The sequence below is a fragment of the Bradyrhizobium sp. USDA 4486 genome (assembly GCF_054057995.1).
The window spans coordinates 7722889-7749213 of the sequence record NZ_JBSRZV010000001.1 but is presented as its reverse complement, the minus strand read 5'-3'; the positions used below and the strand labels follow the sequence as shown (position 1 = coordinate 7749213).

Below are 26325 nucleotides of genomic sequence, written 5' to 3'. Positions count from 1 at the left end.
GGCTCTCTCCTCTTAGGGGTTCTCGATTGCGGAGACACCCTCTGTCCTACCTCCCCCGCAAGCGAGCGAGGCGCTATATCCCCAGCCGGTCCCGGACGCGGCCCGTGATCACGGCCGCCGTCACGCCGACTGGCCAGAACGCATGCATCGGGATCGCTTTGATGCCCGATATCGGCATGTCGATCTCGGCCTTGGCACCGCCGATCAGGCGGCGCGCGAGCTGCGCGCCCATCGCGGTCGAGAGCGCGACGCCGCGGCCGTTGCAGCCGAGCGAGATCAGGATGTTCTCCGCCGGCTCGTGCACATGCGGGTAATGATCTTTGGTGATGGCGAGCCGGCTGTTCCAGCCATGAGTCCAGGTGACGCCCTTGAGCTGCGGCCACAGCCGCTCGGCATAACGCATGAGATAAGCGACGTCGTGCGGCGAGTTGATCCAGCGCATCGGGCCGCGACCGCCCATCAAGAGGCGGTTCTGCTGGTCGATGCGATAGTAGACGGTGATGTGGCCGCTTTCGTAGAGCACCGGGCGCGTCGGCATGATCGAGCGCGCGACGTCGTCGGACAGCGGCGCGGTGGCGGCGATCGAGGAAAACACCGGAACGATGGTGCGGGCGGAGCGCGGGCCAGAGATCGTCCGTAAAGCCATTGGTAGCGAGCAACACCTTTTCGGCATGCACCACCGCACGCGGCGTCTCGATGCGCCAGCGCGAGCCTTCGCGGCGCAGCGACAACGCCGGCGTCTCGCCGTGGACCTTCGCGCCGGCAGAGATCGCGGCGCGCGCGAGACCGCGGGCGTAGCTGAGCGGATGCAGATCGCCGCCGCGAGTATCAAGCATGGCGCCGATGTAGCGGTCGGTGCCCGTCATCTCGCGAAGCTGCTCGCGGTTCAGATAGGTCACCGGCATGCCGCGGCGGATGCATTGCTGCGCGGTGCTCTCGATCGCGGCGGCGCTGGCCTCGTTGTAGGCCGCACGCAGCGTGCCGTTCTGTCGCGCCTCGCACGGGATCTGGTAGCGGCGGATCAGATCATGCGTGAAATTCGTCGTGCCATAGGAGAACGCGATCATGCGGCGGCCGAGCTCCGCGCCGAAATCGGCCTCGATCTGATCGGGATCGTGCTTCAGGCCGGGATTGGTGTGGCCGCCATTGTTGCCGGACGCGCCCCAGCCCGGCTCCTGCGCTTCCAGCACCAGCGCCTCGACGCTCTGCTCCGCCAGATGCAGCGCGGTGGAAAGCCCCGTGTAGCCGCCGCCCACGATCGCGACGGAAACGCTCTTGTCCGTATCGAGCGGCGGCGTCGCAACCGCTGCGACGGCGGTGTCGGCGTAGAGCGAGGGCGGCAGAGGCAGGCGCGTCATTATGAAAGACCGGTCAAAGCGGATGCAGCACGCGCCGCAAGAAATCCTGCGTGCGCGGGTGCTGGGGTTGGTTGAGCAGCGTCTTGGCCGGCCCCTGCTCGACGATGACGCCGCCGTCGATGAACAGCACCCGATCGGCAACGTCGCGGGCAAAGCCCATCTCGTGGGTGACGACGACCATGGTCATGCCGTCGTCGGCGAGCTTGCGCATCACGCCGAGCACGTCGCCGACCAGTTCGGGATCGAGCGCCGAGGTCGGCTCGTCGAACAGAATCGCCTTGGGCTGCATCGCCAGCGCGCGCGCGATCGCGACGCGCTGCTGCTGGCCGCCGGAGAGTTGTGGTGGATGTGCATCGGCCTTCTCGGCGAGCCCGACCTGGGCAAGCAGCGCGCGGCCACGCTCTAGCACCTGGGCACGCGGCTCCTTTTTCACGAACAGCGGTCCCTCGACCACGTTCTCCAGCGCGGTTCGGTGCGGGAAGAGGTTGAAGCGCTGGAACACCATCGAGACCTGGGTGCGGATGTTCACGATCGACGGCGCATTGCAATCGACCTTGAGGCCCTCGACGCTGATCTCGCCACGGTCGTAGCTTTCGAGGCCATTGATACAGCGCAGGATGGTGGACTTGCCGGAGCCCGAGGGACCGATGATGCAGACCACCTCGCCCTTCTCGACGGAAGCCGTGATGCCCTTGAGCACCTCGACCTTGCCGAAGCTCTTGTGGATATCGCTCAGCTCGATCATTTCTTGCCAGCCCGCTTCTCGAAGTGACGAACCAGCAGGATCAGCGGAATGCTCATGGTGAGATACATCAGCGCCACCAGTGTGAACACGCTGGTGTTCTTGAAGGTGGAGGACGCGATCAGCTTGCCTTGCAGCGCTAGCTCGGCCACCGTGATCGTCGAGGCCTGCGAGGAATCCTTCAGCATCATGATCATGACGTTGCCGTAAGGCGGCAGCACGATGCGCACGGCCTGCGGCAGCACAACGCGGCGCATGGTCAGCCACCAGCCCATGCCGATCGACTGCGCCGCCTCGATCTGCCCCTTGTCGATGGCCTCGATGCCGGCGCGGAAATTTTCGGCTTGATAGGCGGAATAGGCGATCCCGAGGCCGAGGATCGCGGCCTGCAGGGCCGTCAGCCTGACGCCGAGATCAGGCATCACGAAATAGAGATAGAACAGCAGCACGATGATCGGGATGCCGCGGATCACGTTGATCAGGCTGGCGCTGAGCATCGACAGCGCCTTGATGCCGGAGACCCGCATCATCGCCCAGATCAGGCCGAGCACCGTCGAGAGCAGCAGCGAGCCGATGGTGACGATGATCGTCAGCGCGACGCCGTTCATCAGGATCGGGAAGAACTCGACGGTGTCGTGCCAAAAGCCTTTCATCGGCAGCCTTCAATGACGCGCTATCAGCCTTGAGCCTTCAGGCCCCATTTATCGAGGATCTTGTCGATGGTGCCGTTGGCCTTCAACTTGGCGAGCGAGGCGTTGATCTTGCCGAGTAGCGCGGCCTCGCCCTTGCGGACGCCGATGCCGACCGAGCCGACAGTGACGGGCTTGTAGCCGTCGACGAGCCGCACCTCGGGGAAGCCGCCCTGCTTCAGATTGTAGGCGAGGATGGGATAATCGGCATAGCCAGCCTTCAGGCGGCCGGTGTTCACGTCGCGCAGGATGTCGGGAATGGTGTCGTAGACCTTGACCTCGGCGAACAGGCCGGTCTTCTTCAGTGCGTCGACGAAAGCGGTGCCGACCTGCGCGCCGACCGTCTCGCCCTTCAGGTCGTCCTGCGTCGCATAGGCCTTGGTGTCGCTCTTCGGCACAACGAGGCCTTCGCCATAGGTGTAGATCGGGTCGGAGAAATCGACGACTTCCTTGCGCGGCGCGGTGATGAACATCGCGGCGGCGATGATGTCGATCTTGCTCGAGGTCAGCGACGGGATCAGGGCCGAGAACTGCATCGGCTCGATCAGCACGTTGAAGCCGGCATCCTTGCCGATTTCGGTGACGAGATCGACCATGATGCCCTGGATCGTGTTGGTCTTGGTGTCGAGGAAGGTGAAGGGAATGCCAGTCGGTGTCGAGCCGACCTTGAGCACCTGCTGCGCCGAAGCCGGCGTCGCCGCTGCAATTACGAGTGCCGCGACCGCGGCTAGACAAAAACGCTTCATGGCATCCCCTTTGGGCTCGGCCGATGACGGCGATCGCGCAGGTCGTGATCAGACGTTGCGGGCCAAGCCGTTTCGGCCTATTTTCACCAATATGAAATTTTGGTCACACTTTCGCGGACGATGCAAGCGGTTTTCATGCACATGAAGGAAGCGGTTTGACGTGAGCGGTGGCAAAAGAATGCGCAGACCGGCCGCCGCAAAGCCGGTGAAGAAGGCCAGGACGAAGGCCAGCATCAAATCGGCTGAGCCGGCGATGGACGTCGCAGTCGGCCGCCGCATCCGCGATCTCCGCCGCGTCAGGCAATTCTCGCTGGAAACGGTCGCTTCGCGCACGGATCTCTCTATCGGCTTCCTCAGCCAGATCGAGCGCGGCCTGTCGTCGCCGTCGCTGCGCGTGCTGGCAACGATTGCCGACGTGCTCGGTGTCGGCATCGCCGCGCTGTTCGGCGCCAGCCCGAGCGCCGACGGCGCATCGGATCAGGTGGTGACGCGCGGGTTGCAGCGGCCCGAGCTGAAGCTCTGGCGCACCGGCGTCTCAAAACAATTGTTGAGCCCGGCGAGCGCGGACAACAAGCTCAACCTGTTCCTGGTGCATCTGGAGCCCGGCGGCTCCACCGGCGACGAGCTCTACACCCATGACGGCGAAGAGGCAGGTCTCGTGCTCGACGGCGAGATGATGCTGACGGTGGACAGCGAGACATGGTCGCTGAAGACCGGCGACAGTTTTAGATTTGCGAGCCGCAGGCCGCACCGGTTCTCGAACCCGGCGAATGATGCGAAGGCCGTGGTGCTGTGGGTGAATTGCGTGACGGGGGCGGGGTAGATTGCACGTCATTCCTTGGGCGATGCAAAGCATCGAACCCGGAATCTCGAGATTCCGGGTTCGGCTCTTACGAGCCGCCCGGAATGACAGCGTCAATCACCCAAAGCGATGCTTGTACCGCTCCACCGTCAGCGAACTTACATCGATCTCCGGCTTCTTGCCGGACAGCATGTCCGCGAGCACGCGCCCAGAACCGCAGGACATGGTCCAACCGAGCGTGCCGTGGCCGGTGTTCAGATGGAGGTTGGCGTATTGCGTCGGGCCGATCACGGGCGGGCCGTCCGGCGTCATCGGACGCAGGCCGCTCCAGAAGGTCGCTTTGGAGAGATCATCGCCGCCGCGCGGGAACAGGTCGGTCAAGGAATGATCGAGCGTGGCGCGGCGCGCGTCGTACAGCTTGCTCGAATAGCCGGAGATTTCGGCGGTGCCGCCGACGCGGATGCGGTTGCCGAGGCGGGTGATCGCGACCTTGTAGCTCTCGTCCATCACGGTCGATTCCGGCGCGCCGGAGGCGTCCTTGATCGGCACCGTGATCGAATAGCCCTTCACCGGATAGACCGGAAGCGAGATCCCGAGCGGCGCAGCGAGCCGTGACGACCAGCTGCCGAGCGCGAGCACATAAGCGTCGGCCTGCAGCATCCCCGCGCTGGTCGCGACACCGCTGACGCGTCCGCTGTCTGTAACGATGCGGTCGATGCTGGTGTTGAACATGAAGCGCACGCCGAGCGCCGCCGCATGCGTGGCCAGCGCCTGCGTGAACATGTGGCAATCGCCGGTCTCGTCCTGCGGCAGGCGAAGCCCGCCGGCGAACTTTTCCTTCACGCCAGCGAGCGCCGGCTCGACGGCGATACAGCCTTCGCGGCTCAGCACCTCGAAGGGAACGCCATATTGCTTGAGCACGGCGATGTCCTCAGCCGTTCCGTCGAGCTGCGCCTGGTAACGGAACAGCTGGAGCGTACCTTTCGAGCGCTCGTCATATTGAATGCCGATGTCGCGGCGCAGATCGCGCAGGGAATCGCGACTGTATTCCGCGATCGGGATCATCCGGCTCTTGTTGACCGCGTAACGCGCGCTGGTGCAGTTGCGCAGCATCTTCAGCAGCCAGACCCACATGACGGGATCGAGCTTCGGCCGGATCACCAGCGGACCGTGCTTCATCAACAGCCACTTGACCGCCTTCACCGGCACGCCGGGGCCGGCCCACGGCGAGGAATAGCCGGGCGACACCTCGCCGGCATTGGCAAACGAAGTCTCCAGCGCCGGTTCGGGTTGACGGTCGACGACCGTCACTTCGTGGCCGGCACGTGCGAGGTAGTAAGCAGAGGTGACACCGATGACGCCGCTGCCGAGGATCAGAACTTTCACGCTTGGTCAAACTCCCGCGGCATCACGCTCGCCGCTGCAAGATAAAACTCCACAGCGGCAAGAGCAATTATCAGGCCACCTTCTTGATGGCGTCGCCGAGGATCGAGACGATCTGGTCGATGTGGCTCTTCTCGACGATGAGCGGAGGCGACATCGCGAAGCTGTCGCCGCTCATGCGCAGGTAAAGGCCGGTGTTGAAGCAGTCGACCATCACGTCATAGCCGCGCGCGCCGACGACACCGTCGCGCGGCGCGAGCTCGACCGCGCCCATCAGGCCGCAATTGCGGATGTCGACGACGTTCGGCAACCCCTTCAGCGAATGCAGCGCATCGCGCCAGTATTCGGCCATCGTCGCTCCGCGCGTGAGCAAGCCCTCGTCCTTGTAGATGTCGAGCGTGGCGATACCCGCGGCGCAGGCAGTCGGATGCGCCGAATAGGTGTAGCCGTGGAACAGCTCCATCTGGTTCTCGGGGCCGACCATCATGCCGTCATGCACCTTGCGGCTCGCGAACACCGCGCCGCAGGGAATCGTGCCGTTGGTGATGCCCTTGGCGGTCGTCATCAGGTCCGGCGTGACGCCGAAGAAGTTGGCGGCGAATGGCGTGCCGAGGCGGCCGAAGCCGGTGATGACCTCGTCGAAGATCAGGAGGATGCCGTGCTTGTCGCAGATCTCGCGCAGACGCTGCAGATAACCCTTCGGCGGCGGCAGCACCGCGGTCGAGCCCGGCACCGGCTCGACGATGACGGCGGCGATGGTCTCGGCGCCGTGCAGGCCGACCAGACGCTCGAGATCGTCGGCCAGCTCGGCGCCGTGCTCGGGCTGGTCCTTGGCAAAGGCGTTGCGGGAGAGATCATGGGTGTGGCGGATGTGGTCGACGCCGGGCAGCAGGGTCGCGAAGGCGCGGCGGTTGGCGACCATGCCGCCGACCGAGGTGCCGCCGAAACCGACGCCGTGATAGCCGCGCTCGCGGCCGATCAGGCGGGTGCGGCTCGACTGGCCGTTGGCGCGGTGATAGGCCAGCGCGATCTTCAGCGCCGTGTCGACCGACTCGGAGCCGGAGTTGGTGAAGAAGACGCGGTCAAGGCCCTTCGGCGCGATGTCGGCGAGCCGCTCGGCGAAATCGAACGCCAGCGGGTGGCCCATCTGGAAGGTCGGCGCGAAGTCCAGCGTCATCAGCTGCCGCTCGACCGCAGCCGCAATCTGCTTGCGGCCGTGACCGGCGTTGACGCACCACAGGCCGGCGGAGCCATCGATCACCTTGCGGCCGTCGACAGTGGTGTAGTGCATCCCCTCGGCCGAGGAGAACAGGCGCGGCGCCTTCTTGAACTGCCGGTTGGCCGTGAACGGCATCCAGAACGAGTCGGTCTTGATAGTGTTCGGAATCTGATGAAGGGTCACGGCCGCGCTCCTTTGCTGACCTGCTAGCAGAGCCACGGCTTCGATAGCGCAACAAGTCCTTTTCTGGTGACCTGCAAGCCATTGATTTCGCTGGGGCAGCCGGTCCATATTTGCGCGATCCGCAACACCTGCAACACGGGACCAGGGCATGAGCGTCGACATCGGTGGACGGCTGCGATTCATCCGGGCGCGCCACAAGCTGTCGCAGCGCGAGCTGGCCAAACGGGCCGGCGTCACCAATTCGACCATCTCGCTGATCGAATCCAACCAGATGAACCCTTCGGTGGGCGCGCTCAAGCGCATCCTCGACGGCATCCCGATGGGGCTCGCCGAGTTCTTCGCGCTGGAGCCGGAGTCCAGGCGCAAGATCTTCTACCGCGCCGAGGAGCTCACCGAGGTCGGCAAGAAGCCAATCTCGTATCGGCAGGTCGGCGACAATCTGTTCGGCCGCAGCCTGCAGATCCTGAAGGAACGTTACGAGCCCGGCAGCGACACCGGGCGCGTGCACCTCGTCCATGACGGCGAGGAAGGCGGCATCGTGATCTCAGGGAAGCTCGAAGTCACCGTCGAGGACGAGCGCCGCATCCTCAATCCCGGCGACGCCTATTATTTCGAGAGCCGCCGCCCGCATCGCTTTCGCTGTGTCGGGGGCAAGCCGTGCGAAGTGATCTCGGCCTGCACGCCGCCGACGTTCTGACGTACACCAACGTCACCCGGGATCCTACGCGATGCCCCGGTGTCTTACGGAGCTTGAGGCATCTCAATTTCCGCAGGGTCACTCCTCTATATGATGCGAGCCGTCGCCGAGAGACATTGCGGCGCCGCTTCATAACCGGGCTCGCAGATGAGGATCACGCCCACCAATGCAGAGGCTACGCTCGACGAAGTGCAGCGCGATGCCGACAAGCTTCATTCGCAGGAGCTGCGCAAGGCGATCGCCGACCACATCGAGACGCAGCGACAGGCGCTGAAGGCGCTTCGCAAGAAGCTGCATTAAGGTGCGCGGCGGAGCGAGACGATCTCGCCCCGCCTTCTTGCTTCAACGCGGCGTCAGCAATGCCTCGATCTTGATCGGAAAGCGACGGACACGCACGCCGGTCGCATGCCAGACGGCGTTGGCAATGGCGCCGGCACTGCCGGTGATGCCGATTTCGCCGACACCCTTGATGCCGAGCGCATTCACATGCGGATCGTGCTCCTCGACCGTGATCACGTCGAGCGGCGGCACGTCGGCATTCACCGGAATGTGGTACTCGCCGAGATTGGCATTCATGATCCGCCCGCTGCGGCGATCGGTGATGGCCTCCTCGTGCAGTGCAAAGGACAGCCCCCAGATCATGCCGCCGAACAGCTGGCTCTTCACCAGGTGCGGATTGACGATGCGTCCCGCAGCGAAGGCGCCGACCATGCGGGTGACGCGGACCTGGCCGAGCTCGGGATCGACCTTCACCTCCGCGAACACCGCGCCGTGGGCATGCATCGCATATTCCTGCATCGCCGCAGGGTTCGGCGCGCCGGTGCCGCGCGCCTCGACCTCAGCGACGCCGGCGCGCGCGAGGATCTCGACGTAGCTCTCACTGCGGCTCTCGTCGTCGCGGCGGACCAGCCTGCCGTCCCGTGCGATGACGCCGGCATTGCCGGCACCGAATAGCGGCGAGCGCTCGTCGCCAGTCGCGAGATCGGCGAGCTTTGCGATCACGGCCGCGCCGGCGCTGTGGATCGCGGCACCTGCGGTCGCCGTATGGGCCGAGCCGCCGGCGATGCCGGCATCAGGCAGGTCGGATGTGCCGGCCTTGAAGTCGACACGGTCGATGTCGAGGCCGACGGCATCGGCCGCGATCTGGGCGAGGGCCGTCCAGGCGCCCTGCCCCATGTCATGCGCACCAATCTCCATCGCGCCGCTACCATCGCGGCGGATCACAGCGCGCGCCTCGGCCTGGAACATCAGCGCCGGGAAGGTCGCGGTGCCCATGCCCCAGCCGACCAGCAGGCCGGCATCGTCGCGCATCTGCCGCGGCTGGAGCGAGCGTTTGGCCCAGCCGAAGCGCGTCGCGCCCTGCTCGTAGCAGGCCCGCAGCGCCTTCGAGGAGAAGGGTCGCCCCGTCATCGGCTCGACCTCGGCATAGTTCTTCAGGCGGAAGGCGAGCGGATCGATGCCGCAGGCCCAGGCCATCTCGTCGATCGCGCTTTCGAGCGCGATCGAGCCGGTCGCTTCCCCCGGCGCACGCATGAACAGCGGCGTGCCGGTGTTGACGCGCACGGCATCGTGCGAGGTGCGGATTGCCGGGCTCGCGTAGAGCGTATGCGAAGCATCAGCCGCCGGCTCGTAGAAATCGTCGAACGTGCTCGACACGGTCCTGGCGTGATGATCGAGCGCGGTCAGGCGCCCATCGCCGTCGGTGCCGATGCGCAGGCGCTGCCGCGTCGGCGCGCGGTGGCCAACCGGCCCATACATCTGCTCGCGGCGCAGCACCAGCTTGACCGGCTTGCCGACGAGCTTGGCCGCCATGATGCCGAGAACCGGGGGGCCGGCCATCAGCCCCTTCGAGCCAAAGCCACCGCCAAGGAACGGACTGCGGATGTGGATCTTGTCATGTGCAAGGCCGAACAGCTCGGCGACGCGTGCCAAGGACAGCATGAGACCCTGGGTCGGCATGTCGATCCGGAGATGGTCGCCGTCCCAGTGCGCGACGATCGCGTGCGGTTCCATCGCGTTGTGATATTGCGGCGGCGTCTCGTAGGTCGCGTCGATCTGCTTCTCGGCCGCGGCAAACCCCGCCTTGACATCGCCGCGGTGGCTTTCCGTGGGATTGCCGACGCCAACGACCGGCGGCACATAACTTTCGCCGGCATCGAGGCCGATCAAAGCGGGCAGCGTCTCGTAGCGCGGCGCAAGCAATGCGGCGCCTTCGGTGGCGGCTTCCAGCGTTTGCGCGATCACGACAGCGATCGGCTGGTTGGCGTAGCGGACCTCATTGCTCTGCAACACCTCCATCCGGAACACGAACGGATTGGTCTTGATCTCCGGATCGATCGCGAGCTGCGGTTTGTGGTCCGGCGTCATGACGTCGACCACGCCGGGATGACGTTTTGCGGCGGCGACATCGAGCGAGGTGACCCGGCCGTGCGCGATGCTGGCAACTGCCATCACCGCGAACAGCATGCCGGGTGGATGATTGTCGGCGGCATAGGTGGCACGGCCGGTGACTTTGAGCACGCCGTCGCGGCGGGTCAGCGGCTGGCCGATGTTCGAGCCGTGGCGCAGATGGGCGGGAGCGCTGGTGAGATTGAGCTCAGGCATGGATGGCTCCGGACATGGAGGCAAAGGGTGAGGCCGGCAGTGCGGGAATACGCGCGGGCGTCCCCGCGGCCGCAAGGGTCAGCGCGCGGACCAGGATGCGGCGTGCGAGCTCGATCTTGAAGCCGTTGTCGCCGGACGGTTTTGCGTCGGTGAGCGCGCGCCAGGCGGCTTCCTGGAAGGCGTCGGCCGTGGGCGCGACGTTCCTGAGAACGTCTTCTGCGGCGCGGGCGCGCCAGGGCTTTGCGGCGACGCCGCCGAGCGCAAGCCGCGCCTCGGCGATCTTGCCGTTGTCGATCCGCAGCGCAGCCGCAGCTGAGACGACGGCAAAAGCATAGGAGGTGCGCTCGCGAACCTTGAGATAACGCGCATGCGTTGCGAAGCTGCGCGCCGCAGGCGGCAAACGAACGGCAACGATGAGATCGCCGGGCTCCAGCGCCGATTCACGCTCAGGCGTGTTGCCGGGCAGACGATGCAGCTCGTCGAGGGCGATCTCGCGGGGGCCGTTCCTGCCCTCGATCTCGACGACAGCATCGAGCGCAACCAGGGGCACACAGAAATCGGACGGGTGCGTGGCGATGCAGCTCTCGCTCCAGCCGAGCACGGCATGGCCGCGGTTCTCGCCGTCGCGGGCATCGCAGCCGGAGCCCGCCTCGCGCTTGTTGCAGCGGCTGGCGGTGTCGTAAAAATACGCACAGCGCGTCCGTTGCAGCAGATTGCCACCGACGGTCGCGGCATTGCGCAGCTGCGCCGAGGCGCCGGAGAGCAGCGCTTCCGCCACGGCAGGATAGGACCGCGCGAACTCCGGGGCATGCGCGAGATCGGCATTGCTGACCAGCGCGCCGATGCGCAATGATCCATCGGCAAGACGCTCGATCTGATCGAGCCCGCCGAGATGCGTGACGTCGACCAGGCGATCCGGACGGCTGACACCGCCCTTCATCAGATCGAGAAGATTGGTGCCGGCGGCAAGATAGACAGCCCCCGGCTGGGCGGCGGCGGCAACGGCCTCAGCGACCGTGGCCGGCCTGACATAATCGAACTGTTTCATGCGGAGCGCCTCTGGTTGGATTCATCCATGCCGGCCTGCGCCTCCAGCACGGCATCGACGATGCCGGCATAGGCGCCGCAGCGGCAGAGATTGCCGCTCATGCATTCGCGGATGCGTTCGGGATCGTTGCCGGCCTGCGCCTCCTGCATCATGCCGATCGCGCTCATGATCTGCCCGGGCGTGCAGAAGCCGCACTGGAAGCCGTCATGGGCGATGAAGGCGGCCTGTACAGGGTGAAGCTGGTCTCCGTGCGCGACGCCTTCGATGGTGAGGACGTCGGCGCCGTCGTGGCTGATGGCGAGCGCGAGGCAGGAATTGATGCGCTTGCCGTCGATCAGAATGGTGCAGGCGCCGCATTGGCCGCGGTCGCATCCCTTCTTGGTGCCGGTGACATGGAGGCGCTCACGCAGGAGATCGAGCAGCGTGACGCGCGGATCGTCGAGGACGAAGTCGCGCCGCGCACCGTTCACGGTGAGGCTGATGGAGTGGTTCATACAAGGCTCCGATCAGATATGGACATGGCTCATCGCTCGGCGCACCACCGCCGTGGCCGCCGTCGATATCGCGTGGCCGGGGAAAACGCGGCCAACATCCCAGCGAAGATACGGAGGCATCCTCCGCTTAACAAGGGCCGCCAAAAAATATTGGAAATCCTCAAAACTCCATGCGCGTACAACGCGATGCAGCGAGCCGAGGGTTCAATCTAACCAATTCGTGATCTACATTGCCTGATATGGACGACCACACCGACCATACCCGCAAGCCTCGCGCCGATGCCGTGCGCAATCGCGAGCGCGTGCTCGAGGCGGCCAAGGTCGTGTTCAATGCGGGCGGACCGGAAGCCAGCCTGGAAGCGGTGGCCAAGCGCGCCGGCGTCGGCATCGGCACGCTCTACCGGCATTTCCCGACACGCGAGGATCTGTTCGAGGCGGTGTACCGGCGCGAGGTCGAGCAGCTCAGCGAACTTGCCGAGCAGCTCAAGAATGCCAAGGATCCGGTCGATGCGCTCCGGCGCTGGCTGCGCTCAGGTGTCGAATTCGTCGCCACCAAGAAGGGCATGGTGGCAGCGCTCGCGCTTGCGGTGCAGAGCGGTTCCGAGCTGCACGCATTCTCGTTCGATCGGCTGACGAAGGCCATCGGCTCGCTGCTCGACCGCGCAGTCGCGGCCTGCGAGATGCGCGCCGACATCAGTCCCGAGGACTTGCTGCGCGCGTTCTTCGGCATGTGCTACATGCACGACCAGCCCGGCTGGCAATCCTCGGTGCTGCGGATGCTTGATGTGTTCGTGGACGGGCTGCGGGTGCAGACCTCCACCAAGACTAGGGCGCGCAGTGCGGCCAAGCCCGCGAAGCCGGCGGTGAAACGGAAGCGATAGCGGCTGGGAAGCGCTCTACACGCTCGAGCAACAGGCCGACGGCAGCTACAAGATCACCGGCTGCTCGCTGCTGAAGGTGGGGCAGGAAGCCTAGTGGCAAAGCCGGTGTTGACCGCGTTCATGCGCGAGCGGATCAGCAGCAGCAGGACGATGCCGATGTTCAGGGCATTCCACGCCACGCCGTTCGCGAACGCCGCGGCATACGAGCCCGTGGCGTCGAAGATCACGCCCGACACCCAGCCACCGAAGGACATGCCGAACACCGAGGCGAAGATCACGATACCGACCCGGGTGGCGGCTTCGCTCGCCGGCATCGCCTCGCGCACGATGATGGCATAGCTCGGCACGATGCCGCCCTGGAACAGGCCGAACATCGCCGAGATGATGTAGAGCGAGGCGAGGCTGTCGAAGAACAGGTAAAACACCAGCGCAAAACCCTGCGCCAGCGATCCCACCAGCAGCGTGCGAATGCCGCCGATCTTGTCGGCGAGATAACCCGAGCCGATGCGGCTGACGATGCCGCAGGCCATCATCAAGGACAGCATCTCGGCGCCGCGCGCCACGCCATAGCCGAGGTCGCCGCAATAGGCGACGATATGGACCTGCGGCATCGCCATGGCGACGCAGCAGGAGATGCTGGCAATCGAGAGCAGCACCGTCAGCGTATTGGTCGAGAGCTTGAGATCGACCCGCGGCGGAGGTGCCTTGGCGTGGTCATGGACCGTGTCATTGCCAATCTGCGCGCGCAGGACCAGCACCAGGATGGTCATCAACCCCACGCAGACGAGACCGATGCCGATATGAGTGGTGCGCCAGCCGATCGCCTGCATGCCCCAATTGACGAGCGGCGGCCACATCGTGCCGGCGAAATAGTTGCCGCTGGCGACGATGGTCACGGCAAGGCCGCGATAGCGCTCGAACCAGTGCGAAGCCTCCGCCATCAGCGGCGCGAAGGTCGCGGACGTGCCGAGCCCGATCAGGAAATAGGCCGCAACGAACTGCCAGAGCTGCGTCGAAAGCCCTGCCAGCGTGTTGGCGATGCCGAGGAAGGCGATGCTGATCGCCATCGCCGGGACGATGCCGAACTTGTCGGTGATCTTGCCGGCGATCACGCCGCCGAGCCCGAAACCGAACATCATCAGCGTAAAGGCCAGCGACACCGCGCCGCGCGTGGCGGCGAAATCGGCCTGCACCGCGGGAATCATCACCACGATCGCCCACATGCCGACGCCGCCGATCGAGCCGATCACGAGCGCGAGCAGCAGCCGTATCCACGCCTGACGGGAATCAGGGGTGAAGGAAGCCGGTCTTTGTCCTGGGTGATTTGGCGCGTGCACGGGCGGAACCATGTTTGCTGAGCGCCTGACGGTCAAGCAGCGTGCCGCGATATTGGGCATGCGCGGTGCGCTGCGGTAAGAAGGGCTTGGCGAAAGCGCGCTTTGCCATTAGTTTGCAATCAGCGTGTGCAACACTGCCGCGCGAAGGACATGTCGACGGAATGTTGCTGCGATTGACACGATCGATGCGGATCAGGGTGGGGCGCCTCATTGCCCTCGCCTATCTGTTCTGCGTGCTCGCGCCGGCAGCAAGCCTCGCCTGGGGTACTGGTCCAGCGCCGTGCCTTGGTGACGACGTTGTGCTGGCTGATCTCGTGACGGCGCATCATCAGATGCAGGACGGCCACATCATGCATGGCGGTGTGCCGCATGACCGCGCAGGGTCACACCCGCATCACCAGGCGACCGCCGACGCCCCCACTCCGCATCAGCACGACGGCAAAGGCCAGGTTGGCCCCTGCTCGGCGCGATGATGTGCGTCAGCGCGCTGCCGGCCGAGCTGCCCGGCATCGCCACGCCGGCCCAGCCGATGTCGACCTGCGCGCCCGAGATCATGGCCAGCCTGCACGGCGCGGCGCCTTCCCGGCACTACCGCCCTCCCATCGCCTGATCTGACTCGCGACGACGTCAGGCCGCGCGCGTCCGCGCGAGCGAACCTGTGGTCTCCAGACAGATCAGGGATGATTCATGTTTACGCTTTCCGGGGCGAGATCCGCCGCCGCATCCGCGGCGCGTGGAGGATACTTTCGACTCCATTGGCCGCTGCTGGTCTTGGCTGCATTGGCGCCGTCCGGCTGCATGCCGGCAACGACGCAAATTGCGAGCGCGGATCCCGCCGATCCCGCTGCAAAGGTCGCGCGCGCCGGCTATCGGTCGACGATCGCGCCCTACACCAGCCTCCGGCCGGCAGCGCCGGCCCCATGGCGCGAGCGCAACGACAGCGCCGCGCCGCAGCCCAAGCAAGACCGGTAGGCGCGTCATGGCACACCATTTTGGACGAGGCCTGCTCGTTGTTGCTGCCTTCGGTCTCTCCGGCTGCGCCGTGTTCTCGCCCGACAGCGGCATGGGCACGGTTTCGGAGCTGACGAGCCAGACCATCAACAAGGACATTGCCTTCGTGCGCACGGCGGAGGGAGCAGGTGCGGTCGACGCGCGAGTTCGCCAACTGCTGTCGCGGCCGCTCAGCGCAGATGCGGCCGTTCAGATCGCGTTGCTCAACAACAAGGGGCTGCAAGCCGCCTATAACGAGTTGGCGCTGGCCGAGACCGATCTGGTCGAGCAGAGCTTGCCGCCGAATCCCGTGTTCTCGATCTCGCGGATCTCGGGCGATGGCGCCAGCGAGATCGAGCGTCAGGTGGTCGGCGACATCCTCGCGCTCGCCACCCTGCCCTTCCGCTCCGACATCGCGCGCGAGCGTTTCCGTCAGGCGCAATTGCGCGCAGCGCTGGCGACGCTGCGGCTTGCCGCCGACGTCCGCCGCGCTTACATCGGCGCAGTCGCCGGCCACGAGATGGTGGCGCTGCTCACCGACGCCAAGGCGACGGCGGAATCGACCGCGCAGCTTGCGGTGAAACTTGGCGAGACCGGCTCGCTCAACAAGCTCGACCAGGCTCGCGAGCAGGTGTTTTATGCCGAAACCACCGCCGATCTCGCCACCGCGCGGCAAACGGCAACGAGCGCGCGCGAGAAGCTGGCGCGGCTGATGGGATTATGGGACGGCGGCCTCGACTTCCGCTTGCCGAACCAGTTGCCGCCGCTGCCGCGCCGGCCGCAGGCGCTGCCGACGATCGAAGCCGACGCGGTCGCCCACCGCATCGATCTGCAGATCGCGCGGCTGGAGCTGACCGCCCTGGCGAAATCGCTGAACCTCACGGAAGCGACGCGCTTCGTGACCCTGCTCGATCTCGCCGGCATCTCCCGCCGCACCCAGGATCCGGAGGGGCCACCGTTCCGCGAGCGCGGCTTCGACGTGCAGTTCCAGATCCCGATCTTCGACGGCGGCGAGGTGCGGGTGCGGCAGGCCGCGGAGACCTACAATTTCGCCTTCAACCGCCTGACCGAGCGTGCCGTCAACGTCCGCTCGGAGGCACGCGATGCCTATCGCGTCTATCGCTCGACCTATGACATCGCCAGTCACTATCAGCGCGAGATTCTGCCATTGCGAAAGATCATCACCGAGGAGATGCAGCTCCGCTTCTCCAGCATGCAGGTTGACATCTTCGCGCTGCTGACCGAGGCGCGGCAGCGCCTGGCCTCACTGCGTGGCGCCATCGATGCCAGGCAGAGATTCTTCCTCGCCCAGTCCGACCTGCAGACCGCCGTCAACGGCGGCGCCGCACCTGCGATCGGTAGCGCCAATTCAACCACCATCGCCGCGGCAGGGCCTGCCGAGGGCGGCCACCGAGACGGAGACCAGCATGTTTTCCCGCCGAGGATTTTTGGGCACCGCCGCGCTTGCCAGCGCTTCGGCCATCAGCGGCCGCGTGCAGGCCGCCTCGATTCCGGAGGCCCTGCACATGGACAAGGTGGTCATGCAGCCGCCGCTGCACCCGACCAGCGGACCAGATTATCGCCCCGTGGTCACGCTGAACGGCTGGTCGCTGCCGTTCCGCATGAACGGCGACTGGAAGGAATTCCATCTCGTTGCCGAACCTGTGGTGCGCGAATTCGCCGAAGGCATGAAGGTGAATCTGTGGGGCTATAACGGCCAGTCGCCGGGCCCCACCATCGAGGCGGTCGAGGGCGACAAGGTCCGCATCTTCGTCACCAACCGCCTGCCCGAATACACCACCGTGCACTGGCACGGCATGATCATTCCCAGCGGCATGGACGGCGTCGGCGGGCTGACCCAGCCGCACATCCAGCCGGGAAAAACCTTCGTCTACGAATTCGAGATGAAGAAGAGCGGCACCTTCATGTACCACCCGCATTCCGACGAGATGGTGCAGATGGCGATGGGCATGATGGGCATGATCGTCGTGCATCCGCGTGACCAAAGTTTCCGGCCCGTCGACCGCGACTTCGTCTTCGTGATGAGCACCTATCGCGTCGATCCCGGCACCTATCTGCCGCAGGTCAACGAGATGACCGACTTCAACATGTGGACCTGGAATGCGCGGGTGTTTCCCGGCATCGATCCCTTGCCAGTGCGGCTCGGCGACAAGGTGCGCGTGCGCATCGGCAATCTCAGCATGACCAACCATCCAATCCATCTGCACGGCCACAGCTTTGCGGTGACCTGCACCGACGGCGGCTGGATTCCCGAGAGCGCGCAATATCCGGAGACGACGACCGATGTCCCGGTCGGCGCGGTGCGGGTGTTCGACGTGCTCGCAGACAATCCCGGCGACTGGGCGTTCCACTGCCACAAGTCGCATCACACCATGAACGCGATGGGCCACGAGGTGCGCAATCTCATCGGCGTGTCGCGCAAGGATCTCGCGAGGGCGGTCGGCAAGCTGGCGCCGGATGCGATGGCGATGGGCTCCACCGGCATGGCGATGGGCAACATGGAGATGCCGGCGCCCGACAACACATTGCCGATGATGACCGGCACCGGTCAGTTCGGGCCGATCGAGATGGGTGGCATGTTCACGGTGATGAAGATCCGCGAGGACCTCGCCCGCGACGATTTCTGCGATCCCGGTCCCTACAAATTCCCGCAAGGCACCGTCGCCTACGAGGTCACGGCACCAGCCGCGGAGCCAGCGCGGCAGCCCGGCGCGCCCGCGCGCAAGATGAAGATGTGAAGATTTCGATGACCCATCAACTGGAGAACAAGATGAAGACGATCAAACTCGCACTCGCGCTGGCCGCGCTGTCGATCGCGCCGGCTTTTGCCCATGAGCAGCACGGGCATGAGTCCTTCTCTGCCGGTGAGCCCGGCAATCCCAAGAAGCCCGCGCGCACCATCGAGATCCTGATGAACGAGATGGACTACACCCCCGCCAAGATCGAGGTCAAACGCGGCGAGCAGATCCGCTTCGTGCTGCGCAATGTCGGCAAGGAGGATCATGAATTCCTGCTCGCCACCACCAAGGAAAATCTCGCCCATGCCGAGGTGATGAAGAAGCATCCGCACATGGAGCACGACGATCCGAACGGCGTGCGCCTCGCACCAAGCAAGACCGCCGAGGTCCTCTGGAAATTCACCAAGGCCGGTACGTTCGAATTTTCCTGTCTCATCCCCGACCACCGCGAGTACGGCATGGTCGGCCACGTCACCGTGAAGTAACGCAAAGGAAGACTCCCATGAGCCGTATCATCCGCATCGCCGCAGCGCTGGCGCTGACCGTCGGTCTTGCCACTGAAGCCTTGGCGGCCGGCGCCGCCATCAGCGGCGAGGTCAAGAAGATCGACGAGAGCGCCGGCAAGGTCACGCTCAAGCACGGCCCCGCCAAGAGCCTCGGCATGGAGGAGCCGATGACCATGGTCTACCGCGTCAAAGACGCCACGATGCTCAAGCAGGTGAAGGTCGGCGACAAGGTGACCTTCGAGGCCGAGGAGGCGCCGGCCGGGTACACGGTGACGAAGATGGAGAAGAAGTAGAGCGGCGGCCTGTCATTCCGGGGCGACTCGAAGAGCCGAACCTGGAATCTCGAGATTCCGGGTTCGATGCTGCCCATCGCCCCGGAATGACGCCTCGCCTCCAATCCCCCCGCCCAGACCCCCTCCCGCCCCCTCCGTTAACCCTTTGCTAACCATACACCGGGCAAAAATTGCCGGGTGAAGTCGAGTGTCGTCGGCCGCGTTAGAACGGGGGATCCCCTGTGGACGCCAGTGCGGTGCCTCACTTTCGGAACGGCGGCCCCTCGGCCGCTGCGCAGACGTTTGGGGCGCGCGGCCGGCGGTCGCGCGGGGAGGCAGCTACCATGGTCGACGTCACCGCGGGTCAGGGCGTAGGCGCAGCAAGGCCCGGGATACCCTCCCTCAACGAGATCGTCAGTATCCTGAAGCGCGGCGACATCGCGCTCGCGCTCGGCATCCTCACCATCCTGGTGGTGCTGATCCTCCCGCTGCCCTCGATCGTTCTGGACCTGTTCTTGGCGATCTCGATCACGCTCTCGATCCTGATCCTGATGACCTCGCTGTTCATCCAGGCGCCGCTCGAATTCTCGGCCTTCCCGACCATCCTCCTGATCTCGACCATGCTGCGCCTGTCGCTCAACATGGCCTCGACCCGCCTGATCCTGTCGCACGGACACGAGGGCACGGATGCCGCCGGTCACGTCATCGAAGCCTTCGGCAGCTTCGTGATGGGCGGCAATTTCGTCATCGGCATCATCGTCTTTGCGATCCTGATCATCGTCAATTTCGTCGTCATCACCAAGGGCTCGGGCCGCATCGCCGAAGTCGCCGCCCGCTTCCACCTCGACGCCATGCCCGGCAAGCAGATGGCGATCGACGCCGATCTCTCCGCCGGCCTGATCGACGAGAAGGTCGCCAAGCAGCGGCGCAAGGAGCTGGAGGACGAGAGCGGCTTCTTCGGCGCCATGGACGGTGCTTCCAAATTCGTCCGCGGCGATGCCATCGCCGGCCTCCTGATCGTCTTCATCAACGTCGTGGGCGGCATGATCATCGGCGTCGCGCAGCAGGGCCTCTCCTTTGCCGACGCCGGCCGCAGCTACACGCTGCTGACCGTCGGTGACGGCCTCGTCACCCAGGTGCCGGCGCTGATCGTCTCGACCGCGGCCGGTCTGCTCGTCTCCAAGGCCGGCGTCTCCGGCGCCGCCGACAAGGCGCTGATGAAACAGTTCTCGGGTTACCCGCAGGCGCTGGCGATGTCCTCGGCGGTGATGCTGGTGCTGGCGGCCCTGCCGGGCATCCCGACCATCCCGTTCCTTGCGCTCGGCGCCGGCGCCGGCGCGCTGGCCTGGCACGCCCGCAACCACAAGCGCACCACGGTCAAGGCCGAGGAAGCCGCCAAGGCGGCCCCGGCGGCAGGTCAGCCCGGCGCGCCGGGCGCTGCTGCAGCCGAGGAGCCGATTTCCGCGGCGCTGAAGATCGACGATCTCAAGATCGAGCTCGGCTATGCCCTGCTGCCGCTCGTCAATGGCCCCGACGGCACCGACCGCCTCACCGAGCAGATCAAGGCGCTGCGCCGCTCGCTGGCGATCGAGATGGGCTTCGTCATGCCGGCGGTGCGCATCCTCGACAACGTCCAGCTCGAAGCCAACACCTACATCATCAAGATCAAGGAGGTCGACGCCGGCACCGGCAAGATCTGGCCGAACCAGTTCATGGTCATGGACCCCGGCGGCAGCCAAGTGCAGGTGCCCGGCATTCACACCACCGAGCCGACCTTCGGCCTGCCGGCGACCTGGGTCGACGCCAGCCTCAAGGAAGAAGCCTCGCTCAAGGGCTACACCGTCGTCGACGCCGCGACCGTGCTCTCGACCCACCTTACCGAGCTGCTCAAGGCCAACATGTCGGACCTGCTCTCCTACGGCGAGGTGCAGAAGCTGCTCAAGGAGCTGCCGAAGGAGCAGAGCGAGCTGGTCAAGGACATCGTGCCGGGCCAGGTCACGGTCTCCGGCATCCAGCGCGTGCTGCAGCTGCTGCTGGCCGAGCGCATCTCGATCCGCGACCTCTCAACCATCCTCGAAGGCATTGCCGACTCGCTCGCCTTCTCGCGCAACCCCGCGACCATGGTCGAGCACGTCCGCGCCCGCCTGGCGCGGCAGATCTGCGCGCAAAACACCAGCTACAACGGCTATCTGCCGCTGATCGCGCTGTCGGCGAAGTGGGAGCAGGCGTTCGCCGAATCCATCATCGGCCAGGGCGAGGAGCGCAGCCTCGCGATGCAGCCCTCGAAACTATCGGAGTTCATGACGGCCGTCCGCGAGGCTTTCGAGCGCGCCGCCCGCGAAGGCGAGGCTCCGGTGCTGGTCACCTCTGCGGCAATTCGTCCCTTCGTGCGTTCCCTGGTGGAGCGGTTCCGGGCCCAGACGACCGTGCTGTCGCAGGCCGAAATCCACCCCAGGGCGAGGTTGAAAACGGTCGGAAGCATCTGATTTGCCTTAAGAAGCCGTGTGTTTTTCGGCCACAGGCAAATGGTTTTTAAGTTCCTGGCGTCTTGTCGACCTGAGGTCGACAGAGCGCCAGATAAGCACATTACATCTTTGAAATAATTATATAATCGAACGATTCCGGCGCGTTTTCGATCGCGATCTTTCACGAGCTGTCACGCTCTTGTGATGGCCTCTTGGGAACGAATCCTTCCAATACTACGTTGTTGGGCACCGGAAGCATGAACCTGCCTGAACTGGCCGGCGACTACTTCGGGTAGATGGCGGCAGGAGGCTTCCATGAACCACTCGATCTACAGCGCCGATCGCTCGACCCATCTGAAGATTGTGGTCGTGGCCCTCGTCGCAGGGATCGCAGTGGCAGGCTTCGGCATCACGGCACGCTCGGGTTCGGATGAAGGCCTGACCCAGACGGCCCGCGTCATCAAGGCCGGCAAGCCGGTCGTTATCACCAGCTCGAACGCGTCCCTCGTTCGATAAGGAGATCTAGCGAGTTTTTTGAATTCACGCGGCTCTTTACCAGCCCCCCAAAGTCGCCACGTGGATATGTAGACGACCCCAACCCCAAGTCGACTACAGAAAGCGCCCGCCCCCCACGGGCGCTTTCTCATGTCTGGGGTATGGTTGTCGCAGCGGATGTAGCGAGTGCGCCGGCCCAAACACTACTTCATTCCCCTTGGAGGCGGGGAATCCAGTACGCCGCAGCCGCTCCGTATTGCCTTACTGCCTCAGGAATACTGGATCGTCCGCCCGCGCAATTGCGCTCAAGGCGGACGATGACAGCGAGAATGTGGTGCGAGCGGCCATCACACGACGATCCTCGGCGAGCAGCTACCGCGCCCCATACGTCGGCGGTGGTGCCTGCACTGTCGGCGCAGCAGCAGCGAACAGCTCTTCCTTGCTGCCCGAGAGCGGCGGATAGATCCGCTTGCGGTTGATGGTCTGCTTTGTCGCCTTCGCAGCCGCGCCGGTGGTGCGAACCTCGCGGTCCCAGCCCTCCGTGTAGAGCGCGCCCCAGCCGCCGAGATCGAGCACGGTCACGTACCAGTCGATCCGCAGCGGCAGCATCGGCCGGCCCGCGAGATCGGCCACGACATTGTGGCCGGCGAAGCGGCCCATCGGCCGCGCGAACTGGCAGGACATCACGGTCGGATGCAAGCCGTCGACCACGCTTGAGGCGACGTCGCCGGCCGCGAACACGCCGCCCACATCCGCAACCCGCATGAAGGGATCGACCAGCAGGCGCCCCAGGCGGTCGCGCGCGTCCGGAAAGCTCGCCGCCAGACGGCTCGCACGCATCCCGGCACACCAGATCACCGTCTGTGTCGGGATAAACTCGCCCGAGCTCAGGTGCATGCCGGCGGCCTCGACCGAGACGACGCGCACGCCGAGCCGTGTCTCGACCTCGAGCGAGGCCAGCGCGGTCTCAATGACGGGACGCGCATGCGCGCCAATGGTGGCGCCGACCGTCGGATTGGGATCGACCAGGATGATGCGGCGGCTGCCGGTGATACCCACACGCGCCAGCCGGTCCGGCATCTCGGCCGCAACCTCGATACCGGTGAAGCCGGCGCCGACCACCACGACCGTCGAGCGCCCCGGCGACGGCGCGCTGCGTCCGAGCGAAGTGAGATGGTCCTCGAGATTGAGCGCTGCAGCATAGGTATCGACGTCGAACGCATGCTCGGCAAGGCCCGGAATGTCGGGCCGCATCACTTCGCTGCCGAGCGCCAGCACAAGGCGGTCGTATCTCAGCGTCTCGTCGCCGCGGCCGGTGACGAGCGAAACCTCACGCCGTGCCGGATCGATGGCCTCGACCTCGCCGATGCCGTGGGTGACGCCGATCGGATCGAGCAGTTGCGGCAGCGGGATGGCGACCTCGGAAAGATCGACCTCGTAATTGCGCACGCGGATATTGTGATAGGGGTTGCGGTCAATGAGGCGGATCTCGATGTCGCCGACAGCGCCGATCTCCTCGCGCATGCGCGCAGCACCGATGGCCGACCACAGGCCTGCAAACCCGGCGCCGAGCACGACGATACGCGCCATCTCCGCCTGCTACGCTTTCCCAAGTTTGAGCGGTCAGCCCGCGCATCAGGTATAGCGCATTCGCTTCGGCAGACCAACTATGGCAGCACGGCGCCCGCTGCACAGCAACGTGGACTCAGGCCTCGCGCAATTCCGACGGCGTCGCGCCAAAGCGCTTGCGGAAGGCGCGGTTGAAGTAGGACAGATCCGAGAAGCCCGAGGAGTGCGCGATGTCGCTGATCTTGCGCGCCCTGGCGCGGGGATCGCCGAGCAGCTTGCGCGCCTGCAACAGGCGCTGCTCCAGCACGAATTCGGTGAAGGTGGTGCCGGCCTGCTCGAACAGCCGTTGCGCCTGGCGCGGGCTGAGGCCCGAGCGCGTCGCGATCTCGGACAGGCAGAGATCGTTGCGGCCGAGCGCCGCCATCACGTCGGCGCGCATGAGATCGAGGCGGGCCGCGGCATGTCCGCGGCCACGGGCGAGGCTTGCATGCTCGGCATCGGTGCCGAGCAGCAGGCCAACGAGATCGACCATGTGCTGCGCCGTCAGGCGCTGGCCCACGGCGTCGAGATGCGGCGCGTGATGGGCTGCAAGCGCGTGATAGCGGAAGATGGTCTCGGCAACCGCACCGTCGGAGAGCACTTGCGACAGCTTCTCCTCGGCGCGCGGATTGATGTCGAGCAGCGCGCGGCGCGGCATGCGGATGGTGGTGAATCGGTCCTCGTCGGTATGACCGACTGTACCGGTGACGCCCATGTCGACCAGCACCATCTGCGCCGGCGCAAGCTCGACGGTATGGCCGTTCTGTCCGACCCGGACGAGGCCCGCATGGGCCGATATCAAGACGAGGTCGTCGCTGCCGTCGGCAAGATGGCTTTGCGTGCGCGTATATTGCGCGGAGGTGCCTTCGGGAATGGCCAGCGCGATATTGTCGACGATGCTGATCTGGAGCCGGCAATCGATGCTGTCGCCGTGGCTCGGCCCGATATCGAGGCCGCAGGGACCGAACGCCCGCTCGCGCCAATGTTCGAAGGCCGGACCGTGCGGCAGTCCTGAATATTGGTGCACGAAGATGCCCGGCGTCCTTGCTGCATCCATCTGAATTCCTGCCCCTCTCCGGCATCATGATCGGCGACGCCGACTGCAAATTCCGGGCATTTGACGCCCCGAATTGCGGGGAGGTTCAAATCGAGGCGGGATTTGTCGGAATGCGACGGCGGAATGGGCCGTGACGACAGAAAAACAGCTCAGTCGCCTACTTCTGCGCGGGCGCCTGCGGCTGGGACGGCGGCACGGTCTCGATCAGCTTGCCGGAAAACACCGGCGCGGAGGTCGGCTGTCCCGTGGGCGAGCCGCCGGCCTGCTCGACGGTGACCGCGTAGGTGGCGCCGCTGACGACGTCGGCATCGTAGGATCCGAGCACCGGACGTGCCGTGAAATCGCCGGAGCCGATCACGCCGAGCGAGCGTGGACGCGGCAGCTTGTCGGAGATCAGCCAGAGCTCAAAACTCTTGCCGGGCTCCGGCGTCGCGCCGACCTTGCGCAGGGTGAAATTCCGCGTCGCGCCGTCGATGGTGAGGATGAAGGCCGGGCCGCCGCCCTGGCCCTGCAACAGCGCCACGTATTGCGCGGAGGCGGCGAGCGGCGCCGCCGGCGTCTTCACCTCCACGGTCTGGATGCGCGGTGCGGGACGCAACGCGCCCGGCAGCGCCTCGGGCCGGAAGATCTGGAGCGACAGCGTCACCAGCAGCGCGGCCGCAAGCGCACCGACGGACGATGCAATGGTGCGCCAGCGCTTCACGCGGCTCTCGAGATAGATCACGTTGGTGTCGTCGACGATCGGCACCTGCTGCACGCGCACGACGTCGGGATCGGGCGCGTGGACCTGCGGCATGAAGACCGGCGCGATGTCACCAATCGCATCGGATGAGGTGCGCATCGTCTCGGGCTGCCCTGCCTCGGCAGGCTGCGGCTCCGGCGTCTGCTCCGATGGAAAGTCCGGCGGCGCCGTTTCGGCCGGCGGAGGTGGCGGCGGCTCGACTGCGGACGGGACCGGCGGCCCCTGCGCAAGCGCTGTGCGCTCGATCTCGGACCTGATGTTCTCCCACACGATCGGACGCGGCTCGATATTGCCGACCATCTGGTTGAGGGCGCCGAGCCGATAAGACCAGGCCTGCACGATGTCGGCGAACGCCTTGTCCACCGCCATCATGGTCTCGACCTGCGCGCGCTCCTCGGCGTCGAGCGTACCGAGCACATATTCCGCGGCGAGCGCGATATGGTCCTCCGTGTAGGCCATCACTGTCCTTCACCTCTTCCGAAGGGAACGGTGAATCGAGAACGCTGCGTCAGCATACACACTCTCGTCATGCTCTAAAGTCCGAGGCACTCGCGGATATCCAACATGCTGCGCCGCAGCCACGTCTTCACCGTGTTGACGGGCGCGGCAAATTTCTCCGCCAGCTGCTCGCGGCTCCAGCCGTTGTAATAGGCGAGAAGGACGAGCCTCTGACGATCCGGCTCGAGCCGGCCGATGCATTCCAGGAGCCGCTTCAATTCCTCCGTCATCTCCCGCCGGGCCAGCGGATCGGGGCTGTCGGCCGCAACCTCCATCGCCTGAGGCTCTTCCTCGATGGAGACTTCGGACTTTTTGCGGATGATATCGATGGCGCGGTTGCGCGCGATCGACGCCATCCACGTGATCGGCGACGACAAGGCCGGATTGAACTGGGCGGCCCCGTTCCAGATCTTGACATAGGTCTCCTGAATGACCTCCTCTGCGAGATCCTGTCGGCGCAAGATACGGAGCACGACGCCATAGAGTTTCGCCCGCGTGGCGACGTAGAGACGCTCGAACGCGGCCTGGTCGCCCTTCGCCACCGCCTCGATCAGCCCGACCAGCTCTGTCGGCGTCAGCATTCAGCCCCCTGAAACGCGGCCCGTCGCTTCCCTTCACCTCTCCCCGACGGGAAGAGATCGATTTGCGCAGCAAATCGGGTGAGGGGGTGCAGGGCCAACGGGAGACCGTCACCCCTCACCCGGCGCTCCGCGCCGACCTCTCCCAAGGGAGAGGTGGACACCGCCGTCG

At 65.5% G+C, this 26325-nt stretch carries 24 protein-coding genes and 3 pseudogenes; 13 read left to right on the top strand and 14 right to left on the bottom strand.

Annotation, left to right across the window (positions count from 1 at the left end):
* Nucleotides 1-73: 73 nt before the first annotated feature.
* From ACVWY3_RS36635 to ACVWY3_RS36620, 4 genes and pseudogenes are all read right to left on the bottom strand, one after another.
* Nucleotides 74-1358 (bottom strand): annotated as a pseudogene (locus ACVWY3_RS36635) (NAD(P)/FAD-dependent oxidoreductase).
* A 13-nt stretch (nt 1359-1371) separates the two neighbouring features.
* Nucleotides 1372-2103 (bottom strand): amino acid ABC transporter ATP-binding protein, encoded by a 732-nt coding sequence (locus tag ACVWY3_RS36630; RefSeq protein WP_456842791.1) that lies wholly within the window; start codon nt 2101-2103, stop codon nt 1372-1374.
* The gene (locus tag ACVWY3_RS36625) at nt 2100-2753 is read right to left on the bottom strand and encodes an amino acid ABC transporter permease (protein ID WP_456842790.1); all 654 of its coding nucleotides are present in this window, start codon (nt 2751-2753) and stop codon (nt 2100-2102) included. Before ACVWY3_RS36625 ends, ACVWY3_RS36630 begins: the two co-directional genes overlap by 4 nt.
* Nucleotides 2754-2776: 23 nt before the next feature.
* On the bottom strand, nt 2777-3535 hold the full coding sequence (locus tag ACVWY3_RS36620) for an ABC transporter substrate-binding protein (protein ID WP_456842789.1): 759 nt from the start codon (nt 3533-3535) through the stop codon (nt 2777-2779).
* A 178-nt stretch (nt 3536-3713) separates the two neighbouring features.
* Here ACVWY3_RS36620 and ACVWY3_RS36615 point away from each other — a divergent pair, with 178 nt between their 5' ends.
* Nucleotides 3714-4358, top strand: coding sequence for a helix-turn-helix domain-containing protein (locus ACVWY3_RS36615; RefSeq protein ID WP_456842788.1), 645 nt, complete (start codon nt 3714-3716; stop codon nt 4356-4358).
* Nucleotides 4359-4454: 96 nt separating this feature from the next.
* On the opposite strand, the gene ACVWY3_RS36610 is transcribed toward ACVWY3_RS36615, so the two are convergent.
* The gene (locus ACVWY3_RS36610) at nt 4455-5723 is read right to left on the bottom strand and encodes a D-amino acid dehydrogenase (protein ID WP_456842787.1); all 1269 of its coding nucleotides are present in this window, start codon (nt 5721-5723) and stop codon (nt 4455-4457) included.
* A 70-nt stretch (nt 5724-5793) separates the two neighbouring features.
* Nucleotides 5794-7122, bottom strand: coding sequence for an aminotransferase class III-fold pyridoxal phosphate-dependent enzyme (locus tag ACVWY3_RS36605; RefSeq protein ID WP_456842786.1), 1329 nt, complete (start codon nt 7120-7122; stop codon nt 5794-5796).
* A 148-nt stretch (nt 7123-7270) separates the two neighbouring features.
* Here ACVWY3_RS36605 and ACVWY3_RS36600 point away from each other — a divergent pair, with 148 nt between their 5' ends.
* A complete protein-coding gene (locus ACVWY3_RS36600) occupies nt 7271-7819 on the top strand; it encodes a cupin domain-containing protein (protein ID WP_018646206.1) in 549 nt (182 codons plus the stop codon).
* A 147-nt stretch (nt 7820-7966) separates the two neighbouring features.
* Complete coding sequence (locus tag ACVWY3_RS36595; protein ID WP_456842785.1) at nt 7967-8119, top strand: hypothetical protein; 153 nt, start codon at nt 7967-7969, stop codon at nt 8117-8119.
* A 42-nt stretch (nt 8120-8161) separates the two neighbouring features.
* Here ACVWY3_RS36595 and ACVWY3_RS36590 read toward each other — a convergent pair whose 3' ends face one another.
* Genes ACVWY3_RS36590 through ACVWY3_RS36580 form a run of 3 tightly spaced genes read right to left on the bottom strand, consistent with a single transcriptional unit; the run spans nt 8162 to nt 11965 of the window.
* Nucleotides 8162-10423 (bottom strand): xanthine dehydrogenase family protein molybdopterin-binding subunit, encoded by a 2262-nt coding sequence (locus ACVWY3_RS36590; RefSeq protein WP_456842784.1) that lies wholly within the window; start codon nt 10421-10423, stop codon nt 8162-8164.
* Entirely contained in the window at nt 10416-11471 is a 1056-nt protein-coding gene (locus ACVWY3_RS36585) for an FAD binding domain-containing protein (RefSeq protein ID WP_456842783.1), read from the bottom strand. Before ACVWY3_RS36585 ends, ACVWY3_RS36590 begins: the two co-directional genes overlap by 8 nt.
* Nucleotides 11468-11965, bottom strand: coding sequence for a (2Fe-2S)-binding protein (locus ACVWY3_RS36580; protein WP_456842782.1), 498 nt, complete (start codon nt 11963-11965; stop codon nt 11468-11470). Before ACVWY3_RS36580 ends, ACVWY3_RS36585 begins: the two co-directional genes overlap by 4 nt.
* Before the next feature lie 239 nt (nt 11966-12204).
* On the opposite strand from ACVWY3_RS36580, the gene ACVWY3_RS36575 reads away from it, so the two are divergent.
* Nucleotides 12205-12846, top strand: coding sequence for a TetR/AcrR family transcriptional regulator (locus tag ACVWY3_RS36575; protein ID WP_456843544.1), 642 nt, complete (start codon nt 12205-12207; stop codon nt 12844-12846).
* A 1-nt stretch (nt 12847) separates the two neighbouring features.
* A pseudogene (locus tag ACVWY3_RS36570) lies at nt 12848-12940 on the top strand (DUF4864 domain-containing protein); the annotation flags it as partial.
* Here ACVWY3_RS36570 and ACVWY3_RS36565 read toward each other — a convergent pair.
* Nucleotides 12900-14195 carry an MFS transporter gene (locus ACVWY3_RS36565; protein WP_456842781.1) on the bottom strand — a complete coding sequence of 432 codons (1296 nt, stop codon included), beginning with the start codon at nt 14193-14195 and terminating at the stop codon, nt 12900-12902. The pseudogene ACVWY3_RS36570 and the gene ACVWY3_RS36565 overlap by 41 nt on opposite strands.
* A 173-nt stretch (nt 14196-14368) precedes the next feature.
* Between ACVWY3_RS36565 and ACVWY3_RS36560 the strand changes: the two genes are divergently transcribed.
* The 8 genes and pseudogenes from ACVWY3_RS36560 (at nt 14369) to ACVWY3_RS36525 (ending at nt 21691) form a co-directional block, all read left to right on the top strand.
* Nucleotides 14369-14656 carry a hypothetical protein gene (locus ACVWY3_RS36560; RefSeq protein ID WP_456842780.1) on the top strand — a complete coding sequence of 96 codons (288 nt, stop codon included), beginning with the start codon at nt 14369-14371 and terminating at the stop codon, nt 14654-14656.
* A 214-nt stretch (nt 14657-14870) separates the two neighbouring features.
* Entirely contained in the window at nt 14871-15155 is a 285-nt protein-coding gene (locus ACVWY3_RS36555; protein WP_456842779.1) for a hypothetical protein, read from the top strand.
* Nucleotides 15156-15162: 7 nt separating this feature from the next.
* Nucleotides 15163-16584: pseudogene (locus ACVWY3_RS36550) on the top strand (TolC family protein); the annotation flags it as partial.
* A gap of 16 nt (nt 16585-16600) precedes the next feature.
* Nucleotides 16601-17932 (top strand): multicopper oxidase family protein, encoded by a 1332-nt coding sequence (locus tag ACVWY3_RS36545; protein WP_456842778.1) that lies wholly within the window; start codon nt 16601-16603, stop codon nt 17930-17932.
* 32 nt (nt 17933-17964) lie between these two features.
* Nucleotides 17965-18417, top strand: a complete 453-nt coding sequence (locus ACVWY3_RS36540) for a cupredoxin domain-containing protein (protein ID WP_456842777.1) — start codon at nt 17965-17967, stop codon at nt 18415-18417.
* A 17-nt stretch (nt 18418-18434) separates the two neighbouring features.
* Nucleotides 18435-18731, top strand: coding sequence for a copper-binding protein (locus ACVWY3_RS36535; RefSeq protein WP_456842776.1), 297 nt, complete (start codon nt 18435-18437; stop codon nt 18729-18731).
* Nucleotides 18732-19054: 323 nt separating this feature from the next.
* On the top strand, nt 19055-21196 hold the full coding sequence (gene flhA, locus ACVWY3_RS36530) for a flagellar biosynthesis protein FlhA (RefSeq protein WP_456842775.1): 2142 nt from the start codon (nt 19055-19057) through the stop codon (nt 21194-21196).
* Nucleotides 21197-21490: 294 nt separating this feature from the next.
* On the top strand, nt 21491-21691 hold the full coding sequence (locus ACVWY3_RS36525) for a hypothetical protein (protein ID WP_092193413.1): 201 nt from the start codon (nt 21491-21493) through the stop codon (nt 21689-21691).
* Nucleotides 21692-22042: 351 nt separating this feature from the next.
* Here the strand turns inward: ACVWY3_RS36525 and ACVWY3_RS36520 are convergent, their stop codons facing one another.
* The 4 genes from ACVWY3_RS36520 to ACVWY3_RS36505 form a co-directional block, all read right to left on the bottom strand.
* A complete protein-coding gene (locus ACVWY3_RS36520; protein ID WP_456842774.1) occupies nt 22043-23260 on the bottom strand; it encodes an NAD(P)/FAD-dependent oxidoreductase in 1218 nt (405 codons plus the stop codon).
* 115 nt (nt 23261-23375) lie between these two features.
* Nucleotides 23376-24335, bottom strand: coding sequence for an AraC family transcriptional regulator (locus ACVWY3_RS36515; RefSeq protein ID WP_456842773.1), 960 nt, complete (start codon nt 24333-24335; stop codon nt 23376-23378).
* Between the two features lie 157 nt (nt 24336-24492).
* On the bottom strand, nt 24493-25536 hold the full coding sequence (locus tag ACVWY3_RS36510; protein ID WP_456843543.1) for an anti-sigma factor: 1044 nt from the start codon (nt 25534-25536) through the stop codon (nt 24493-24495).
* Between the two features lie 74 nt (nt 25537-25610).
* A complete protein-coding gene (locus ACVWY3_RS36505; RefSeq protein ID WP_456842772.1) occupies nt 25611-26156 on the bottom strand; it encodes a sigma-70 family RNA polymerase sigma factor in 546 nt (181 codons plus the stop codon).
* Between the last annotated feature and the right edge of the window lie 169 nt (nt 26157-26325).

Excerpts from the sequence above, each read along its gene's own strand:
- ACVWY3_RS36595 (WP_456842785.1), top strand. The coding sequence starts at position 7,967 with ATGAGGATCACGCCCACCAATGCAGAGGCTACGCTCGACGAAGTGCAG.
- ACVWY3_RS36600 (WP_018646206.1), top strand. The coding sequence starts at position 7,271 with ATGAGCGTCGACATCGGTGGACGGCTGCGATTCATCCGGGCGCGCCAC.
- ACVWY3_RS36620 (WP_456842789.1), bottom strand. The coding sequence starts at position 3,535 with ATGAAGCGTTTTTGTCTAGCCGCGGTCGCGGCACTCGTAATTGCAGCG.
- ACVWY3_RS36535 (WP_456842776.1), top strand. The coding sequence starts at position 18,435 with ATGAGCCGTATCATCCGCATCGCCGCAGCGCTGGCGCTGACCGTCGGT.
- ACVWY3_RS36520 (WP_456842774.1), bottom strand. The coding sequence starts at position 23,260 with ATGGCGCGTATCGTCGTGCTCGGCGCCGGGTTTGCAGGCCTGTGGTCG.
- ACVWY3_RS36540 (WP_456842777.1), top strand. The coding sequence starts at position 17,965 with ATGAAGACGATCAAACTCGCACTCGCGCTGGCCGCGCTGTCGATCGCG.
- flhA (WP_456842775.1), top strand. The coding sequence starts at position 19,055 with ATGGTCGACGTCACCGCGGGTCAGGGCGTAGGCGCAGCAAGGCCCGGG.
- ACVWY3_RS36615 (WP_456842788.1), top strand. The coding sequence starts at position 3,714 with ATGCGCAGACCGGCCGCCGCAAAGCCGGTGAAGAAGGCCAGGACGAAG.
- ACVWY3_RS36590 (WP_456842784.1), bottom strand. The coding sequence starts at position 10,423 with ATGCCTGAGCTCAATCTCACCAGCGCTCCCGCCCATCTGCGCCACGGC.
- ACVWY3_RS36585 (WP_456842783.1), bottom strand. The coding sequence starts at position 11,471 with ATGAAACAGTTCGATTATGTCAGGCCGGCCACGGTCGCTGAGGCCGTT.
- ACVWY3_RS36545 (WP_456842778.1), top strand. The coding sequence starts at position 16,601 with ATGTTTTCCCGCCGAGGATTTTTGGGCACCGCCGCGCTTGCCAGCGCT.
- ACVWY3_RS36580 (WP_456842782.1), bottom strand. The coding sequence starts at position 11,965 with ATGAACCACTCCATCAGCCTCACCGTGAACGGTGCGCGGCGCGACTTC.
- ACVWY3_RS36515 (WP_456842773.1), bottom strand. The coding sequence starts at position 24,335 with ATGGATGCAGCAAGGACGCCGGGCATCTTCGTGCACCAATATTCAGGA.
- ACVWY3_RS36555 (WP_456842779.1), top strand. The coding sequence starts at position 14,871 with ATGTTTACGCTTTCCGGGGCGAGATCCGCCGCCGCATCCGCGGCGCGT.
- ACVWY3_RS36510 (WP_456843543.1), bottom strand. The coding sequence starts at position 25,536 with ATGGCCTACACGGAGGACCATATCGCGCTCGCCGCGGAATATGTGCTC.
- ACVWY3_RS36625 (WP_456842790.1), bottom strand. The coding sequence starts at position 2,753 with ATGAAAGGCTTTTGGCACGACACCGTCGAGTTCTTCCCGATCCTGATG.
- ACVWY3_RS36525 (WP_092193413.1), top strand. The coding sequence starts at position 21,491 with ATGAACCACTCGATCTACAGCGCCGATCGCTCGACCCATCTGAAGATT.
- ACVWY3_RS36560 (WP_456842780.1), top strand. The coding sequence starts at position 14,369 with ATGCGGATCAGGGTGGGGCGCCTCATTGCCCTCGCCTATCTGTTCTGC.
- ACVWY3_RS36630 (WP_456842791.1), bottom strand. The coding sequence starts at position 2,103 with ATGATCGAGCTGAGCGATATCCACAAGAGCTTCGGCAAGGTCGAGGTG.
- ACVWY3_RS36575 (WP_456843544.1), top strand. The coding sequence starts at position 12,205 with ATGGACGACCACACCGACCATACCCGCAAGCCTCGCGCCGATGCCGTG.
- ACVWY3_RS36505 (WP_456842772.1), bottom strand. The coding sequence starts at position 26,156 with ATGCTGACGCCGACAGAGCTGGTCGGGCTGATCGAGGCGGTGGCGAAG.
- ACVWY3_RS36565 (WP_456842781.1), bottom strand. The coding sequence starts at position 14,195 with ATGGTTCCGCCCGTGCACGCGCCAAATCACCCAGGACAAAGACCGGCT.